At 64.3% G+C, this 17,136-nt stretch carries 18 protein-coding genes; 12 read left to right on the top strand and 6 right to left on the bottom strand.

Annotated elements, in window-relative coordinates:
- Window positions 1–51 precede the first annotated feature (51 nt).
- The 3 genes from ABD970_RS01375 (at window position 52) to ABD970_RS01365 (ending at window position 2,328) form a co-directional block, all read left to right on the top strand.
- Window positions 52–636 carry a hypothetical protein gene (locus ABD970_RS01375; protein WP_345293707.1) on the top strand — a complete coding sequence of 195 codons (585 nt, stop codon included), beginning with the start codon at window positions 52–54 and terminating at the stop codon, window positions 634–636.
- Window positions 633–1,307 carry a hypothetical protein gene (locus ABD970_RS01370; RefSeq protein ID WP_345293706.1) on the top strand — a complete coding sequence of 225 codons (675 nt, stop codon included), beginning with the start codon at window positions 633–635 and terminating at the stop codon, window positions 1,305–1,307. Before ABD970_RS01375 ends, ABD970_RS01370 begins: the two co-directional genes overlap by 4 nt.
- A 112-nt stretch (window positions 1,308–1,419) precedes the next feature.
- Complete coding sequence (locus tag ABD970_RS01365) at window positions 1,420–2,328, top strand: MBL fold metallo-hydrolase (RefSeq protein WP_345293705.1); 909 nt, start codon at window positions 1,420–1,422, stop codon at window positions 2,326–2,328.
- A 30-nt stretch (window positions 2,329–2,358) separates the two neighbouring features.
- Here ABD970_RS01365 and ABD970_RS01360 read toward each other — a convergent pair whose 3' ends face one another.
- Both ABD970_RS01360 and ABD970_RS01355 read right to left on the bottom strand, forming a co-directional pair.
- Window positions 2,359–3,372, bottom strand: a complete 1,014-nt coding sequence (locus tag ABD970_RS01360; protein WP_345293704.1) for an SDR family oxidoreductase — start codon at window positions 3,370–3,372, stop codon at window positions 2,359–2,361.
- A 73-nt stretch (window positions 3,373–3,445) separates the two neighbouring features.
- Window positions 3,446–4,843 (bottom strand): PQQ-dependent sugar dehydrogenase, encoded by a 1,398-nt coding sequence (locus ABD970_RS01355; protein WP_345293703.1) that lies wholly within the window; start codon window positions 4,841–4,843, stop codon window positions 3,446–3,448.
- Between the two features lie 461 nt (window positions 4,844–5,304).
- Between ABD970_RS01355 and ABD970_RS01350 the strand changes: the two genes are divergently transcribed.
- Window positions 5,305–6,015 (top strand): hypothetical protein, encoded by a 711-nt coding sequence (locus tag ABD970_RS01350; protein ID WP_345293702.1) that lies wholly within the window; start codon window positions 5,305–5,307, stop codon window positions 6,013–6,015.
- 110 nt (window positions 6,016–6,125) lie between these two features.
- On the top strand, window positions 6,126–6,920 hold the full coding sequence (locus ABD970_RS01345; protein ID WP_345293701.1) for a lytic transglycosylase domain-containing protein: 795 nt from the start codon (window positions 6,126–6,128) through the stop codon (window positions 6,918–6,920).
- 75 nt (window positions 6,921–6,995) lie between these two features.
- On the opposite strand, the gene ABD970_RS01340 is transcribed toward ABD970_RS01345, so the two are convergent.
- Window positions 6,996–8,174: a PQQ-dependent sugar dehydrogenase gene (locus ABD970_RS01340; protein WP_345293700.1), complete on the bottom strand. Its 1,179-nt coding sequence runs from the start codon at window positions 8,172–8,174 to the stop codon at window positions 6,996–6,998.
- An 89-nt stretch (window positions 8,175–8,263) separates the two neighbouring features.
- On the opposite strand from ABD970_RS01340, the gene ABD970_RS01335 reads away from it, so the two are divergent.
- From ABD970_RS01335 to ABD970_RS01325, 3 genes are all read left to right on the top strand, one after another.
- A complete protein-coding gene (locus ABD970_RS01335) occupies window positions 8,264–8,452 on the top strand; it encodes a CPXCG motif-containing cysteine-rich protein (RefSeq protein WP_425563023.1) in 189 nt (62 codons plus the stop codon).
- Window positions 8,453–8,548: 96 nt separating this feature from the next.
- The gene (locus ABD970_RS01330) at window positions 8,549–9,277 is read left to right on the top strand and encodes an HAD family hydrolase (RefSeq protein WP_345293698.1); all 729 of its coding nucleotides are present in this window, start codon (window positions 8,549–8,551) and stop codon (window positions 9,275–9,277) included.
- A gap of 163 nt (window positions 9,278–9,440) precedes the next feature.
- Complete coding sequence (locus ABD970_RS01325) at window positions 9,441–9,917, top strand: hypothetical protein (protein WP_345293697.1); 477 nt, start codon at window positions 9,441–9,443, stop codon at window positions 9,915–9,917.
- 146 nt (window positions 9,918–10,063) lie between these two features.
- Here ABD970_RS01325 and ABD970_RS01320 read toward each other — a convergent pair whose 3' ends face one another.
- Window positions 10,064–10,276, bottom strand: coding sequence for a hypothetical protein (locus ABD970_RS01320; RefSeq protein WP_345293696.1), 213 nt, complete (start codon window positions 10,274–10,276; stop codon window positions 10,064–10,066).
- Between the two features lie 134 nt (window positions 10,277–10,410).
- Here ABD970_RS01320 and ABD970_RS01315 point away from each other — a divergent pair, with 134 nt between their 5' ends.
- The 3 genes from ABD970_RS01315 to ABD970_RS01305 all read left to right on the top strand — a co-directional run bounded on the left by ABD970_RS01315 (window position 10,411) and on the right by ABD970_RS01305 (window position 12,920).
- Window positions 10,411–10,845 carry a copper resistance protein NlpE N-terminal domain-containing protein gene (locus tag ABD970_RS01315; protein ID WP_345293695.1) on the top strand — a complete coding sequence of 145 codons (435 nt, stop codon included), beginning with the start codon at window positions 10,411–10,413 and terminating at the stop codon, window positions 10,843–10,845.
- Between the two features lie 58 nt (window positions 10,846–10,903).
- On the top strand, window positions 10,904–11,383 hold the full coding sequence (locus ABD970_RS01310) for a hypothetical protein (RefSeq protein ID WP_345293694.1): 480 nt from the start codon (window positions 10,904–10,906) through the stop codon (window positions 11,381–11,383).
- A gap of 352 nt (window positions 11,384–11,735) precedes the next feature.
- Entirely contained in the window at window positions 11,736–12,920 is a 1,185-nt protein-coding gene (locus ABD970_RS01305; RefSeq protein WP_345293693.1) for a DNA methyltransferase, read from the top strand.
- Here ABD970_RS01305 and ABD970_RS01300 read toward each other — a convergent pair whose 3' ends face one another.
- Entirely contained in the window at window positions 12,921–15,464 is a 2,544-nt protein-coding gene (locus tag ABD970_RS01300; protein ID WP_345293692.1) for a hypothetical protein, read from the bottom strand.
- A gap of 16 nt (window positions 15,465–15,480) precedes the next feature.
- Window positions 15,481–16,062: a hypothetical protein gene (locus ABD970_RS01295; RefSeq protein WP_345293691.1), complete on the bottom strand. Its 582-nt coding sequence runs from the start codon at window positions 16,060–16,062 to the stop codon at window positions 15,481–15,483.
- Between the two features lie 191 nt (window positions 16,063–16,253).
- On the opposite strand from ABD970_RS01295, the gene ABD970_RS01290 reads away from it, so the two are divergent.
- Window positions 16,254–17,063: a hypothetical protein gene (locus ABD970_RS01290; protein WP_345293690.1), complete on the top strand. Its 810-nt coding sequence runs from the start codon at window positions 16,254–16,256 to the stop codon at window positions 17,061–17,063.
- The last annotated feature ends 73 nt before the right edge of the window (window positions 17,064–17,136 follow it).

The raw sequence follows: 17,136 nt of genomic DNA, 5'->3' as shown, positions 1-17,136 counted from the left end.
TTCGACGTTGGCTAGGGAAAGGCCCGCCTGCCGTGGTCCGGGGTGAACGTGGTGACGATCCAATCAAGGGTGATCCTGGCCGCTGCGATGGCCACGTGCGCGATCGGATTCGCGCCGCAACCGGCTAGCGCGGCCGACGAAGCCAAGCCGGTCACGCTCCGGCTGCAGCCCCGGCAGCTGCAGGGCGTCGAGGATGGCAAGGCCGTGGTGGTCAAGGGAGAGGCGGGCCCGGTGCCGCAGCGCTTCCTGCTCGAGGGCATCAGCTACATGACGCCCGTGGGCGTCGCCCTGCGCCCGGTGGACGCGGGCCGGCAGGTGGCGATGGACATCACCAAGTACAGCTGGGAGGAGCCGCTGCGCCGCGGCAGCACCGACGGCGACATCCTCAGCTACCTGTTCCGCACCGAGGGCGAATTCCAGGTCTCGGTGACCGCGAAGCAGGCCGGCACGCCGTACCGCCTGCTGGTCTGGGTCGCCGAGGAAACCAGGCCCGCGATGGTGCCGGTCGTGGTCAAGGCCAGCGAATTCGACGGCGGGGAGGAAGGCCGCTCGTGGCTGCGCTGGGCGATCGCGGGCGCCGTGCTCGTGGTTGTCGCCGCCTTGGCCGCCATGATCGCGAGGAGGAAATCGACATGAGGATGCATCGAACGCTCGCGGCACTCGCGCTGTGCGTGGTCGTCCTGCCGCTGCGGTCGGCCGATGGCCCCGTCGAAGGCAGCTATGGCAGTTTCAGCGACGGCATGCAGGTGTCGGAACGGCTCGACCTGGTCGAGATCTTTTCCGACAGCAAGGCGATCGGCGTCGCCCGAAATGCCGATGACCTGCTGCGGAACGTGGAGTCCCTGCACGCCGAGGAAGCGGCTTGCGGCTCCGCCTACACCGATGCCTCCGGACCCACGGTGCCGTCGCAGTGCGCCGAACGCGACGACTGCCGCCAGTGCTACGAGCGGGCGGTGAAGCAGATCGACTTCAACCGCTTCTACATCGAGCGCGCACGCTGCATCACGGCGGCCAACGTGAAGATGGCCAATTCGGCGATGGCGTTCGGCGACAGCGCATCAGGCATCCATGCCGTCACCGGCCTGTCGTGGCAGTTGCAGGGCAAGCCGCAGATCAAGGAAGCGGTCGAGAAGCTCAAGAAGACCTACACCAGCAAGGCCGGCGACTACCTGGGCAACCTGGAACGATCGCTCAAGCAGCTTGGCCAGTGCGAAGCCGAGCATTACGGGCAGGACGACTGGTACCAGCGCTATGGCTGGATCTACCACAACTTCATGAAGGCCAAGTACGCATCGGCGCCGGAGTGAGCGCCCAGCGGCGCCGCTGTCGCAGGCGCCGCGCCTTGCGCCCGGTCGTCGGCTTGCGGGGCGGTGCTGCAGGCGTGAACATGGGTGGAGGCCCTTCGCAAGGAGTCACGAGATGCCGCTACCACGTACCTGCCGCCCAGCCATGCTTTCGCTGCTCGCCTGCCTGCCGCTGTCCGCGGCTGCGCAGGATTTCTCCAAGGTCGAGGTCAAAGCCGCGCCCCTGCGCGGCAGCACGCACCTGCTGACCGGTGCCGGCGGCAACATCGTCGCAAGCGTGGGCGACGACGGCACCTTCATCGTCGACGACCAGTACGCGCCGCTCGTGCCGAAGATACGCGCCGCGCTGGCCGGGATCGGCGGCGGCGACGTCCGGTTCGTCATCAACACCCATTGGCATGGCGACCACACCGGCGGCAACGAGGCCCTTGGCAAGGCCGGGGCCGTCATCGTCGCCCATGACAACGTCCGCAAGCGCATGGGCACGGACCAGTTCATGGCCGCGTTCGACCGCACGGTCCAGGCCTCGCCCGCTGCCGCGTTGCCGGTGGTCACCTTCGCCGAGTCGGTCACGTTGCACCTCAACGGCGACACCGTGCGCATCGTGCACGCCGCCGATGCCCACACCGATGGCGACTCTCTGGTGAAGTTCGAGCAAGCCAACGTGCTGCACATGGGCGACACGTTCTTCAACGGCAACTACCCCTTCATCGACGTCGGCTCCGGCGGCAGCATCGATGGCCTCCTGGCAGCCGTGGATGCCGGCCTGGCGCTGGCGGACGACGCGACGCTGGTCGTCCCCGGCCACGGCAAGCGCAGCGACCGCGCGGGTCTCGCCGCCTACGGCAAGATGCTCGCGGATTACCGCGAAGCGATCGCAGCGATGAAGGCCGAGGGCAAGAGCCTGGAACAGGTGATCGGGGCGAAGCTGACCGCGGGCACGGACCAAGCCATGGGCCAGGGATTCATCAAGCCCGATCAGTTCGTGAAGTTCATCTACGAGACATCGCCCACCGGGAACTGACGCGCAGCCGCACGGCTCGGCGTGTGCGGCTCATCCCTGCGGTCCCCCCATCACCGGCAACACGACGCCGCTGATGTACGACGCGGTGACCGGCGAGGCGAGGAACACGAAGGCCGGCGAGATCTCCTCGGGCTGCGCCGGGCGATGCATGTTGCTGTCCTTGCCGAAGTCGGCGACATCGGCGGCCGACTTGTCGGCGGGGTTGAGCGGCGTCCACACGGGCCCCGGGGCGACGCAATTGACGCGAATGCCCCGCGGCAGCAACTGGCTGGCGAGGGACCGCGTGAACGCATGGATGGCGCCCTTGGTGGCCGAATAATCCAGCAGGTGGCCGCTGCCGAAGATGCCCGTCTCGGAGCCGGTGTTGATGATCGAGGCGCCTTCGGCCATGTGTGGCAGTGCGGCGCGCGCCATGTGGAAGTAGCCGGCGATGTTGGTTTGCAGGGTTTCCTGGAGCTGCGCGTCCTCCAGGTCCTCGAGGCGGTCTACATGCTGCTGGAACGCGGCGTTGTTGACCAGCACGTCGAGGCGGCCAAAGGCCTTGACGGCCTTGCCGACCGCGCGCTTGCAGAACGCGGGATCCTTGACGTCGCCCGCGACCAGCAGGCAGCGGCGTCCCTCGGCTTCGACGTGCTTGCGCGTCCGTTCGGCATCCTTGCGTTCGCTCAGGTACAACACGGCGACATCGGCGCCTTCGCGGGCGAACAGCACCGCGACGGCGCGGCCGATCCCCGAATCACCGCCGGTGACGATCGCGGCCATGCCTTCGAGCTTGCCGCTGCCGCGATAATCCGGCGCCTGGAAGCGGGGCTGCGGGTCCAGCGCGTGCTCGTGGCCGGGTTTGTCCAGGTGCTGTTTCGGCAGCGGGTTGACCGGCTGCTTGCGGGTGCCGGCCTGGACCGGTTCCTTCGCTTGCTCGCTCGAAGGCTTGGCATCGGCCTTGCGCTGGATCCGCCGCTGCGTGGCGACCGTCTTGCGCGTGGATCCTGTGCGTGGCGTTGCCTGCTTCTTGGCCGCTTTCCCGGCGCGTGGCTTCTTGGCCATGGATCGTGATCCCAGGGACGGGTCCACGATGTTGGAAAGGCTGGGGTCGACGCGACGTGATTCCCGGGTGCGGTCAGCGCGGCTTCGGCAGCGCCGCCGGGGCCAGCCGCCACACCGCATTGCCGACGTCGTCCGCGACCAGCACGCCGCCGCGAGCATCGATGGCCACGCCCACCGGCCGCCCGCGGGCCTGCCCCTCTTCGTTGACGAAGCTTCCCAGCACGTCCTCCATGGGGCCGGACGGGATGCCGTTGGAAAATGGTACGAACGCGACCGAGTAACCACTGAGCGGATCCCGGTTCCAGGAGCCGTGCAGGCCGATGAAGGCACCCTCGCGGTAGCGTGCGGGCAGCAAGCTCCCGGTGTAAAACGCAAGACCCAGCGGCGCGACGTGGGCGCCGAGCGCGTAGTCCGGCGCGACGGCCTTGGCGACCATCGCCGGGTTGCGCGGCTCGACCCGCGTGTCGACGTGTTGCCCGAAGTAACTCCACGGCCATCCGTAGAACGCGCCGTCGCGCACCGAGGTCAGGTAGTCGGGCACCAGGTCGTTGCCGAGTTCATCGCGTTCGTTGACCACGGTCCACAACGCGCCCGTTCGGGGGTGCCAGTCCATGGCGGTCGGATTGCGCAATCCCGAGGCAAAGACGCGCGTGCTGCCGGTGGCGGGGTCGACCTCGAGGATCGCGGCACGCATCGCTTCCACCGCCATGCCCCGCTCGGCGACGTTGCTGTTGGAGCCGACACCGACGTACAGGCGCTTGCCGTCTCGACTGGCGACCATCGCCTTGGTCCAGTGGTGGTTGATCGGTCCTCCGGGCAGGTCGGCGACCTTTTCCGGCGCGGCGTCGATGCGGGTCTGGCCGGTGCTGTAGGGAAACTTCACCACGGCGTCGGCATTGGCGACGAAGAAGGTGTCGCCGACCAGGGCCATGCCGAAAGGCGACATCAGGTTCTCGAGGAACACGGTCCGCGTCTCGGCGACGCCGTCGCCGTCCTCGTCGCGCAGCAAGGTAATGCGGTCGGCGCTGGGCACCGCGGCACCGGCCTTCTTCATGACCGACTTCATGACCGCGCCCTTGATGCCCTTCGCGCCGTCGGGTTTCGGCGGCGCGTTGGTTTCGGCGACGAGGACGTCGCCATTGGGCAGGACGTAGAGCGTGCGCGGATGATCGAGGCCACGGGCGAACGGGGTCACCGAGAATCCATCGGCGGGCACCGGCATTCCATCGTCCGGCCAGCCAATCGCCGGTGCGATCCTCACGGTCGGGATCAGCGAGCCCTCGGGCGCGGGCAATTCCGGCGACGGGCCGGTGCCGGGGGCATAGGCCAGCGGCCTCGCAGGCGCCGGACCCTGGGTGGAGTCGCTCGGCGGCGGGCCGTCACTGGTGCAGGCCGAGAGTGCGGCAAGCAACACTGCGCCCAGGGCGACGAGGGCGCACCCGCGGGTCGGCGGGAATCTCGGGAGTCTCATGGCGGCGTCCAGGGTCGGGCCGACCCCGATTGCAACACCGACAGCGTGATGGGCGTGCATCAACCGCGCCAGGCGTCGCGTGCGGGGCGCGCGCGAGCGCCGTGACGCGCACCCCCGCGAGGCATCTCGCGAGTGCACCGGGTGCGGAAGCATCGGGCATGCGGAATGTCCACCGCGCCCCGAGCGCCTGGGTGCATTCGCAGGCGACGCCCGGGCCTGGGCGCTGCGCAGGCGAGGTTGACCCATGCATCGCCTGCTCTGGTACCCGTTCGCGGGTGTCATGGTCCTGGACGGCCTGGGGATGCCGCGCTGGCACGGGCTTCAGCGGCAGGCATCCTGGTGGATTCCGCGGCGCGCATGAACGATGCCTGCGGGGCAGGGAGGGATCGCCTCGAAATCACTTCGAATTCATGGGTCTGTTGCGAGGGTGGTGCCTCCCGGCATGTGTTAGGAGCACTCCCATGCGTATGCGTCGCTTCCCTCTGGCAACCCTGACGCTGGCCCTGGGCCTGGGCGTCGGACTGGCCGGCGCCGTGCAGGCGCAAACGATCGGTTACAACATCCGCACCGGTGATGTCTGGGTCGACAACCGGCTCGGCGAGATCAACGACTACGGCTATCGTTACCGCGAACCCTTCGTCGACGAGTTGACCGCGTACTACGGCGCGCCGCGGCCGCTGGTGCTTGACCTGCTGGATCGGCGTAACTGGGCGCCTGCCGACGTCTATTACGCCTGTGCCATCGCACGGACCCTGCGGATGCCCTGCCAGGACATCGTGCACGAGTACGAGCGCAATCCGGGCCAGGGTTGGGGCGTGATCGCCAAGCGCCACGGCATCAAGCCCGGCTCGCGCGAATTCCACGCGCTGAAGCACGGCACCGCCCACACCTACGATCGCTGGGGCTACCCGGTCCGTGTCGTCGACCGCGACGTGCGCATCGATTGGTCCGATCGCGGTCCGGGCCGCACCGGCCATGCCGGCAAGGGCAAGTCCGGCGCCGGGCAGCACGCGGTCAAGGTCAAGTCGGAGGTGAAGGCGCGGGGGGTCCACAAGGACTCCGGCGGCAAGGGCCACGGCAACAGCAAGGGCCACGGCAACAACAAGGGCCCTGACCATGGCAAGGGCAAGGACCACAAAGGAAACGGCAAGGGCAACGGCAAGCCCGCCTGAATCGCGAAACCGTCTCCAGCAACGCGCACGGGCAGCCAGATGGCTGCCCGTGTCGTTCCGGGCATAGGATGGGGCCTACGATGGAAAGCGACGCGCGACCGGGGACGACCATGCCATTGCGCCGACCCGCCAAGCATTGGCTCGTCCTGATTGCAACGGCGGTGGGCGTGGCGACAGTGTCGCCACCCGCACAAGCCCGCACCATTTACCGCTGCGTGCGCGACGGCACCGTCAGCCTCTCGACCGCGCCCGAACCCGGGTCCAGGTGCGAGGCCAGGCAGGTCGACGACAACGCGGTGGAGTCCCCCAACCTCTGGGGTGACTTCGGCGTGTTCAGCGGCACCTTGTACGAGCGGGAACAGGACGGGACGCTGGTCTACGGCACCCGCGCGCTGCCGGGTTCGCGCGTCTACCTCAAGTTCACCGTCACGACGCCGCCCGGCGAGCCCGCGCATGCGGGGCTCGGTCGGGTCGGACGGCCCCGGCTCGAACCGCACGCGTCCGAGTTCCGCGCGGCGGCGAAGGCGGCGGGAATCGAAGACGCGTGGTTGCGCGCGGTCGCGCATGCCGAGAGCGGTTTCGATGCCCGCGCGCTGTCGGCCAAGGGCGCGATGGGCGTGATGCAGTTGATGCCGGACGTCGCCGCGCAATACGGGGTCGCCGATCCATTCTCCGCGCGGCAGTCGATCCGCGCCGGCGCACGCCACCTGCGGGCCCTGCTCACGCGCTACAAGGGCGACCACACGCTGGCCGCCGCCGCCTATAACGCCGGCATCGGCGCGGTCACGCGCCATGGCGGCGTCCCCCCGTACCGCGAGACGTCCGAATACATCGCCAAGGTGCGGGCGCTGCATGCCCGCTACCGAGAAGCGATGGGCATCAAGCCGGAGCGGCCGGCGCCGTAGCCAGTGTTGCCGACACACGCGTCGGCAACCCCGCCTCGCGAGGCGTCCCGCGCGCGCAGCCGGCACGCCGGCGGGTCAGCCGTTCGCGGGTACCAGTTTGAGCAAGCGGCCTTGCGAGCCGTCCCGCTCGTCCTCCAGCAGCCAGATCGCGCCATCGGGTCCCTGTTCGACTTCGCGGATGCGCGCGCCCATGTCCCAACGCTCCGCCTCCCTGGCCTGCTTGCCGTCGAACTCGATCCGCACGAGGGACTTGGACGACAAGCCGCCGATGAAACCATCGCCGCGCCAGCCGTCGAACAGCGTGCCCGAGTAGATGATGAAGCCCGCGGGCGAGATGACCGGGTTCCAGGTGATGGCAGGCGCACGGAATTCCGGGCGCGTGTCGTGGTCGGGGATCGTCCGGCCGTCGTAATGGTCGCCGTTGGAGACGATCGGATAGCCGTAGTTGGCGCCACGCTCCACCAGGTTGAGCTCGTCGCCGCCCTTGGGCCCCATTTCGTGGTTCCACAGCCGACCCTGCGCGTCGAAGGCCAGGCCCAGCGGATTGCGATGGCCCAGCGACCAGACCTGCGCGGCGACGCCGCCCTGGTCGGCGAACGGGTTGTCGCTTGGCACGCTGCCATCGTCGTTGAGGCGGACGATCTTGCCCAGGTTGGCGGACATGTCCTGCGCCGGATCGAACTTCTGCCGCTCGCCGGAACTGATCCACAACTTGCCGTCGGCGTCGAAGGCGATGCGGTGGCCGTAGTGCCCGCGGCCCCCGACCTTCGGCACCTGCCGCCAGACCACCTCGAGCCCGGAGAGCGTGCAGGCATCGGGCTGCGCGCAATCCAGCCGCCCGCGGGCGACGGCGGCACCACGGGTATCGTTTTCGCCGGCTTCGGCATAGGAGATGTAAAGCAGGCGGTTGCTGGCGAAGCCGGGGTGCAGGACCACGTCGCCCAGGCCGCCCTGGCCGCCATGGTCCACCGCCGGCAGCCCCGAGACGCTGCCCATGCGGCCGGAGGAAGGGTCGACGACGCGCAGCGTGCCGGGCTTTTCGCTGACCAGCAGCCGCCCATCCGGGAGGAAGGTCATCGCCCAGGGCTCGGAAAAACCGCCGAATTCCTGGACGCTGAACGGCCGCCCGGCACCGTCCGCGCTGGCCTGCGGCGCGCTGGGTCCCGCAGCCGTGCGTTGCGCGTCGCTGGGCGTGTTGCAACCGCTGACCGTCAGCGCCGCCGCGCAGGCTGCACTCAGGAGCCATCTCTTCATGGGGCGTCTCCGCTGCTTCGAGGGAAGAGGTATCGTGCCCGATTTGCCGGGCGCCCGCAGCGCCCGGGCTGCTTCCGCCGAGGACCATGATGCTGCCATTGCAAGATCTGGAGTGCCCCTACTGCGGCGAGACCATCAGCCTGGCCATCGACGATTCCGCCGGTGCCCAGGCCTACGTGGAGGATTGCCAGGTGTGTTGCCGTCCCATCGAAGTCATCGTCGCGCCAGGAGCCGACGGCCGGCTGTCGGCCATCGCGCGCACGGGCGATGACGCCTGACCCACGTGCCATGGGTGCGGATGAACCAGCGCGCGTGGCGCGCCTGCGCGAATGGTTCGCGACCCTCGGCCATTCGCGTAGCGCGGGACACACGGCATGAATGGGTTGCGTCTCGTCGGATTCGATGCCGACGACACCCTGTGGCGTAGCGAGGACTATTTCGAAGCCGCCCAGCTCGAGTTCGAGCGCATCGTCGGCGGTTACGTCGCGCTGGAAGAGTCGCGGGTGCGCGATCGCCTCTACGCCGTGGAGAAGGGCAACCTCGCGGTCTTCGGCTACGGTGTCAAGGGCATGGCGCTGTCCATGCTGGAGGCTGCCATCGCGATCACGTCGCAGCGGATCAGCGCGGCCGACCTGCATCGCATCCTGGCGCTGGCCAAGGACATGCTGCGGCATCCCGTGGAACTGTTGCCCGGCGTCCGCGAGGCGGTGGAGGCCGTCGCAGACCAACACCCCGTCGTCCTCATCACCAAAGGCGACCTGTTCCATCAGGAAGCCAAGGTGCGCGAGTCGGGACTCGCGGACCTGTTCCGGCGGATCGAGATCGTCAGCGAGAAGGACGCACCGACGTATGCGCGGGTGTTGGCGGAGTTCGACGTCGACCCGGTGCAATTCGCGATGGTCGGCAACTCCTTGCGCTCCGACATCGCGCCAGTGCTGGCGCTTGGTGGCTGGGGCGTCCACGTTCCCTACCACACGACCTGGGCCCATGAGCGCGAAGTGGAGATGGACTTCGCCGCCGAGCGCCTCGTGAGCGTGGGCTCGGCCGCGGGAATCCCGTCCGCCATCGAAGGTATCGTCCGCGCGACCGCGCCCGGCGTGTAACGCTGGAACACGCGTCCCGACCATCTCGGCATGAACGCCGGATTTACCCCGGGAGGCGGATGCGGACTAGATCGACGGGATTAAAAAAGCATTCACCGGATGCGGGGCATGGTGGCCTCGTGCCCGTGGACAGAGGCGGGCCCCCACGAGAAAGGAGAACGCCATGACCACTTTGACCCGATGGATCGCCCCCGCCGCCCTCGCGCTCGGACTCGGCTTCGGCGCCGCTGCCGTCCCGGCCCCCGTCCAAGCCCAGGACCAGCTCACCCGCGTGCTGGTGGATCTCGCGGACGTGGTGATCCGCGGCGGAACGCCGTATTACCGCCATGGCAATTACGGCTACGACGATCGCCTGGTCGTGGATCGCGACCGGTACGGCCGGCGCGTCTATTACCGCGAAGTCCCGCACCATGACCGTTACCGCAGCGGGCCTCCGTACGGCAACGCCTACGGGTATTACCGCAATGGCGCCGGCAGCCGCGATGCCAAGTGCAACAAGCACGGCAAGTGCAAGGTCACCTACTACGATCCTCGCTACGATCGGGACGGGCGTCGTGACCGGCGCCACGATCGGGATCGCTACTACCGCGACCGTTACTGGGATGGCCGTCGCTGGCGCGAGGACGACGACCGGGATTGATTCCCCGCGCATCCGGTAAACGGATGCAACCCAAGCAACGACGGCGCCCCGCAAGGGGCGCCGTTCGTTTTGGCCAGGAGCGTGGTGCCGGTGCGGGGGCCGCGGGCCTGTCTTGAATGCGACCCGGGTCCCGCGCTGGCGCGGTATCAGTTCGCGCGCGGCGTGTGGTCGTCGAGAACGGGCACGTCGCGCATCGAGTCGTGCATGTTCTGGCCCACTTCCTCGCCGAGCCAGCGCAAGGCATAACCGTAGGCGGCGAGGACGGAACCCGCGAGGAGGACGCCGAGCAACCAGCGTCGGAGGCGGGATCTACCCTGCGGGCGGTGGGCGGAGGTGTGGTTGGCGGGAATTGCGGCCATGGCGGTTCCGTTCAGCTGTTCGTGACGTGGGTGGACGCGGATCAATCCTGCTTCACTGGTGTCAACGTAGCGCCCGGGAGGTCGCGGTCATGTGCAGAAGGACATCGCGCGTGGCCTGCGGCACAATCAGAGACATGAAATCCGCGTCACGACGATTGCTGCCGCTGGTCGCCGCTTGCCTGCTGTCGGCGTGCGAGCCGGCCCCCGAGCCCCCAAGCCCCGCCCTGCCGCAACTCGGGCAGGCCGACGGACGCGTGCAGTGGCGTGGACTGCTGGCCTGTGCCGACTGCGACGGCATCGAGGCCCTCCTGGTGCTCGAGCGGCAGGGCGACGTGCATCGTTACGACCTCGTCGAAACCTTCCTCGCCGGCCCCGAAGGGGCACGATTCGCCGAATCGGGGCAGTGGCGGCTCGAGGACGGCATGCTCCGCCTGCAGGGCGAACGCGGCGCGCTGCGCCTCTATGCGCTTCTGCCCGATGGCCGCCTGCAACCACGCGACGGCCGGGGCCGGCCGTTCCGGCGCCGAGACGGCGATTTCCTGGTGCCCGCCGATGCCGATGTCCGTTGATACCCGCCGCCGCTTGCCCCATGTCGCGTGGCGGCCGCGATTGGGGTGTGCGCTAGTGGTGTCCCTGCTCGCACTGGGGAGCGTCGCCGGAGCCCAGGGTGCGTCGACGCTCCCCGTCGAGACGGCGGCCGACCGGCGCAGCGGGGATGACTGGATCGACCTGCGGCTGGAGGACATCAACGCGTACGCGGCGCGCTACCCGGCCGCATTCGTCGACGAAGTGGTGCGTTACCTCGACGCACCGCGCGAGTTCGTCGAAACGAGCGTCGCCCGCCGGGGTGTTGAACCCGGCGATGTCTACTTCGCCTGCGCGATCGCCCGTGTTTCCGGCCAGCCGTGCCGCCGAATGCTCGAAGCCTGGCAGGGCGCCCGCGCCGAAGGCTGGGTGCCTGTCGCGTCGCGACATGGGGTGGCACCCGGCACCCCTGGCGCCGCGCGCGTGCGCGAACTGATCCAGGCCAGTTACGGCCGGTGGGCAAGACCCGAGCCTACGGCGCCCGGCCAGGGCGCCAAACGGCCCGCCGGCCGGCGCGAATGACTGACCGCGCCGGGCGGGCGCCCCGCCGCCGCTAGACTGTCGGCATGCCGCTGCCCGTGCCGCCTGCCGACGCCTTGCGCCTGTCCGTCGCACCGATGATGGACTGGGACGAAATAGCGTAAATAGGCCGTGATATCCCGCGTTTCATCGTTGTCCGTGTGCGCCCCGTGTGCAATCCTCCTAAGGCATTTGAGGTTCATGGCCCCGCTGGCGTTAAGGCGGCGCGACGGCAGACGGGTGACGGTGGTTGAGGGAGCTCTCTCGCCAGAACTCGGCCAAGATCGCCAAGGGCATTCATGCGTCGCTTCGACCCAGGTATAGTCCAAAGGATTGCTCGGCTAGAGTTCTTGCGATGGCTCAGACTTCAGAATTTCGAGAACACTTGAGCGCGCTGCGGGCGGGAGCTTTAGACGCGTCCCCAGTTGTAGGATTGACCCATTGTCACTACAAATATCCTGCACGATTTTCGCCGGCCTATGTATCCGCTGTGCTCGAGACATTCTCTAGTCCGGGTGATGTCGTGCTGGATCCTTATATGGGCGGTGGTACGACGATCGTAGAAGCCATGGCGGCGGGGCGGGAGGCGATTGGCTGCGATCTCAATTCACTGGCGGTGTTTGTTGCGAGGGCTAAAACCCAACCCATCTCAACTCGCGACGCCGTCGAGATCCGGACATGGGCATCGACGGTTATTCCTGGGCTGAACTACCGTATCAAGAGCGACCGCATTGCGGAGGCAATCTGTGCTGACCGTGCGAGGAACATGCATCTCCCGAGTGCTCGCCCCCTAAAAAAGTTTCTCGCGCTAGCGCTTCTCTCACTTGAAGAATTAAGTAGCGAAGAGGCAAGACTGTTCGCGAGGTGCGTACTGTTGAACGTGAGCCAGTGGGCACTAAATGGGAAGAAGACTTCCGTGTCGCTAGCTTCGTTCCGAGAGCGAGTGACCCAATGTGCGCAGGAGATGCTTAAGGCCAGCATTTCCTTTCAAGCGGCCGTTGAAGAGCAGCACGGGGGCCGCTACCTCCCAAGATTAATTCACGATTCTGCCGCCAATCTTCAGTTTCATTCGCCCTTCAAAAGTGGCAGAAAAGCCGATCTGGTAGTTACGAGCCCGCCATACCCTGGAGTGCACATGCTGTACCACCGGTGGCAGGTCGACGGGCGTCGGGAGACGCCTGCGCCTTACTGGATCGCGGATTGTTTAGATGGCAAGGGAGAAGCCTTCTATACGTTTGGCTCGAGAAAGGATCCGGACTCGGAGCAGTATTTCTCACAGTCGCTAGCTACTCTTCGTGCCATACGATCCGTGATGAAGAAGGGCGCTGTGATGGCGCAAATGATCGCTTTCTCCAGGCCGGAGACGCAATTGAAACGGTACTTGAGGAACATGGATGAGGCTGGTTTCGAAGAATTGCGTCGACCGACGGGAAGGGCAATTAGGTCTTGGCGAAGTGTTCCTGGCCGAAGCTGGCACGCGAACCTTAAAGGCCACACACATTCAGCGAGAGAAGTGGCCCTTCTCCATCGGGCCGTGTAGTCACTCATCGTCTCCTCTCGCGGCGGCCACGCTTACATCTTCGTCAGATAGGGCCCCTAAGTGATCGATCATTGGGACGAGAAAAGGGCCTAGTGCTCTAGTAGTTGTGTCAATTATCGAGAAGACTGATTCGTCGCCATCGGACCGAGTGTTTTTTCTTCTGTCATGGATCAAGGCAAGGCCAATCAGAACGTTTCCCCAAACAAACTTCGCGCGCTGCAGGGCGGAATCTTCCTTCCCTTCTTTCATTTCCGTTAAGAGGTACAGGTTGTCAACATTCACATAAAATGAAAATGACGCCTCGTCCTCGATGACCTTGCACGCCGTGTAATCGTCAAACCCGTGTTCAATCCAATTCTTGTCATTTTTCTTCACGGGAATTGGTGTCGGTACTTCTAGACCGCCCTCCAGAGTGCTTCCCGGTGCGTTGGTTGCACCTGCGCTTCCTTGTTCGCCTGTTCCTCCTTGCCCGGTCTTTCCGCCGCTCGAATTGGTCAAGCGCGGATACTTCTTCGGACCACCACCACTGTCATCTTTCGGATTAACGTTGATAACCGCGACGTTAACAAATGGCTCTGGGATGGTCTCATCTGAGACGGTGCATTGGATGCGAATCTTGTCGCCAGCTTCCAAGCGTTCTTCAGGAAGCTTGATGCTCCAATGGGCAATACCATCATGAAGAGTGATGTGATGGTCTAGAGACGCTCCCTCAAGCGGCCCATCGATGATGTCGACATCATAGTTCCCAGGTACGTGGTCGCGTTCGAAATAGTCATTCTGAGCGTCAGTCTCAAACCGGATTCGGCATCGACGTGAAATTTCCGCGTTGCGAGTCAGCTCTGTGCCATACGGGCGGTTGTGGAAGCGGAAGTAGGAGGGGTGCGGACGAGCATGGAACGCGCCTTCACCAGACGACCGGCCCTCGCCTCCGCCCCTGCGGTCGGAGGGATCTGCTCGATTGGGCTGGCTAAGTCGCTGCCCGAAACGGAATAGTCTTGAGAGAGTCGGAGAGCTTTTAAGGATTGAATCGAGGACCTGCTCGAATGGCTTTGAGTCCTGGAGGCGATCTGCGATCTCCTCTCTTTTGCGTTTCTCCCGAAGCTCACGAAGTCCGGGGTGCTTGCCAATGATGTCTTCGAGCTCCTCTTCTATCTCTTTCCGTAGCTCTCCATTACTGAGTCGATCACGGCTGTTCATGAAGAGGTCTTCGCGAGACCCGACAGACATTTGTGAGCAGTCGATTATCACGATCAATGATTTTGACAGTCGTCCCATCTTGACCTTAGAGCGCTCGAAGAACGTCTTTGGGATCGCGCCGTGTGTTTGTCCATTGATCGCGAAAATAATGCCTTCATTCGTGCGGTAGGAGTCGGCCTTGTTGCTCTTAAAAGCGTAGATCTGGGCAGTCATTTTCTCGCCCTTAACTACGAAAGATGCAGTTGTCGGATAACCTTCCTCTAAGTTCTCGCCACGGTTTTCTGCTAGTCGAACGGACAGTCCAACGAGACTTGTAGCAAAGCTCCGCCCCGTCTCTCCGCGATAGGCGCGACATTCATGGAAGCGCACAGGAAGTGCGATCTGGGGTAGGAGTGCCTCAAGGCGCGTAAGGAGACCATTACGCATGAATGCATGGCTTCCAAACCCTTTGACGTCGTACTCGAAGAGCTTGATTGCAGTGCCGTGGCTAGCTTCACGGACAAAGGCTCGATTCTCATCTGGAAAGATTGCGAGACTGTCAGCGTCAAAGCTCAGGACTTGCCCATTCCCATTGCCGCTCGATAGGGGCGCTAGGTACTTGAAAATGGAGTTCCGCACTTCACCTGCAGCTCCTGTCGGTCGCTCCCGACGGACTATCGTGAAGCCCCACTCGTCGCGGCGGGGGTCATCTGACTTCCATTTCGTGGAGTCGCCGTCCCACTTGCTGATAATCGTCGGGTTGCGTCGAGAGATGATGAGCTGAAGGCTGTGCTGGCCGCAGAATTTCAGCGCGCCTGTTCCGCCCATGTTGAACTTCCCTTGCACAAAAGGAATTCTGAGCTTGTTGGCCTTGTCGATTGATAGGAAGGTGTCTGGAAAGCGAGCCGGTGTTTGTCCTTCACCAGCGTCTGCGATCGTAATGCAGGGCATGCCTTCTCGAGGCTTGTTACCTGTCACAGCAATGGTTATATAGCGAGCCTGCTCGAGCTGCTTCTTTGGCCCCCAGTCGGCGATGCTTGACTCTGAGCTAGACGCGCAGTCTTTCCCGTCAAAGAACATCCCGATAGCCTGCGGTATCGTGCGAGGTGCGTGACTTGACTCCGGATCGAGCCCGTCGACGAGGCACTCGTTTAACAGCCGCGCATCGACTGAGTTAACAATCTTCTCCACTAAAGCCGCTTCAGGGCGGGCCTGTTGGTTGCCTATGGTGGAATAGTTGCCATCTTTGTCTCCCAAGAGCCGCCAGGCACTTGGGTCGTCCCAGTATCCGGCCTTTTTCAAAAGGGAGATTACGTCTTTCTCTGACTCGGCATGTAACAGCGACAACGCAAGCGTCTTGCTATCCATCATTCCCTCGCCAATTTTAAGTGTGAGTCCGTTCCCAAGCCATGCTGAACGCGGAATCGTCCGGCTCGACATCAGTCCACTGATAGGTGTCCTTGCCTTTCTTAACTATGTATCCCAGATCGCGCAGCCAAGCCAGCACTAGATAGCTTTGGTACGTCGGCAACTCAGAGCCGTCTTCTAATTGCACAGGAAGGAAATCATCCATTCGGAATGGGCGATCGGCGCTAGTGGCTAGAGCTCGGAATGTGTGAAGAGCTCCTTCTCGCGTCGCCTTGTGTTGATACTCAGCCTTGGCACGCTTCGACCAGCCGGTTTTCACAAGCCGGTCGCCAAGGATCTCGAAGCGGGGGTAGGCGCTTCTTCTCGCGCGACGAGGGGGTTGAATGACAGGTTCGCCACCATTCTGCGTTCCAGCTATGTCGCTTGCGCATGTGAGCTCCACCTGCCCCTTACTGACTAGGGATGCCAAGACGCGGGCCGCCTCGGCAAGCTGGACAACCTCGTCGTAATGCCCCGCCCTTATCGCCTCTTCAAGCAAGGCTTTCAGGCTGCGTTCGGCCGTTTGGATTGCGCGTTCGGCGGGCTTGGAGAGTGGCATACAGGGAATGTACAGGCAATATACAGGCAATGCAAGGGTATATGCCTGTATGAATGGACCGGCGCATTCAGGCAATCGCTGCGGTATGCAGAGTAGTAGGGTTCGGCAGAGGTAGCTTCAGCAACTAGTTCGCCCTCTCGACTTTGTCGAGTGCAAATTTTCCGCTTCTTCCACAGCTGAGCAGGGATCGGATGTCGACATCGTTCGGATTCACGGCGGCAACTTCGCCACATGGAGTTAAAGACGCGGCAGGATCTGTCGGCGCTCATCTCGCAGCCAAACTTGAGCTGTTCGGAAGCGATGAAAGGACCTTGACCGATGAGTTGTGCGACATGCTGTGCGTGTGGCTCGAGCTAAGCGGCCGGGTGGGTCCAAGCAGTGTGTTGCTAACTATGCAAAAGACGACGCCACGAGAGGAGTCCAAAAACGGTGCGGATCTGCGCGTCAACCTTGCTACTGAGTTTGGGCTGAAAAGGTGCCTTTTCCAGGCGAAAGTCCTTGACCCAAAGACAGGAAAGCTCCGATGCGAAGGGAAGCAAGGAATTTCCAAGCTAAGGAAGCAACTGAAAGCGGCACGGGCAGAATGTGGTGCGCTTGCGTTTCTATTGGTCTACGTGCCGTCCCAGTACCTAGACGGAGCATGCGGCCAATTCAGCACGTATGAGCAAATGAGCTGCTCTGCGGCCACGCCAGGCATTAGCTCTACGATGGGCGCAACGGTGATTCCCGTAGATGCCTTGCTCACGCCATCGGGCAAGTGGAAGAAGCGAAAGGAGCCGGTAGGGCATCTGGCGGGAGCGTTCCCAAACGGCTTGCCATTTTGGAAGGTGCTGATCGAACTTCTGGTCTGCAGACGGGGCACATGGGCAGGGGATCCCGAGTTGTCGATGAAGGCGGCCTCAGATGCAGAGGGATTCATCACATTGACTATGCACGCAGAGGCGATCGATCGTTGGGACATCGTAAAAGAGCAAGCGGAAGGCCTGCTAAGGGCACCCTGAACTAGCGGAACACTAGTCTCTACATCGAAAACCTAAAAAGGTACTCAAAGCGCCTCGCAGATCACTGTTCCGG

Origin of the sequence: Luteimonas vadosa (assembly GCF_039543545.1) — a bacterium.
GTDB classification, from domain to species: Bacteria; Pseudomonadota; Gammaproteobacteria; order Xanthomonadales; family Xanthomonadaceae; genus Luteimonas; species Luteimonas vadosa.
This window is presented reverse-complemented; position numbering and strand designations above follow the sequence as displayed.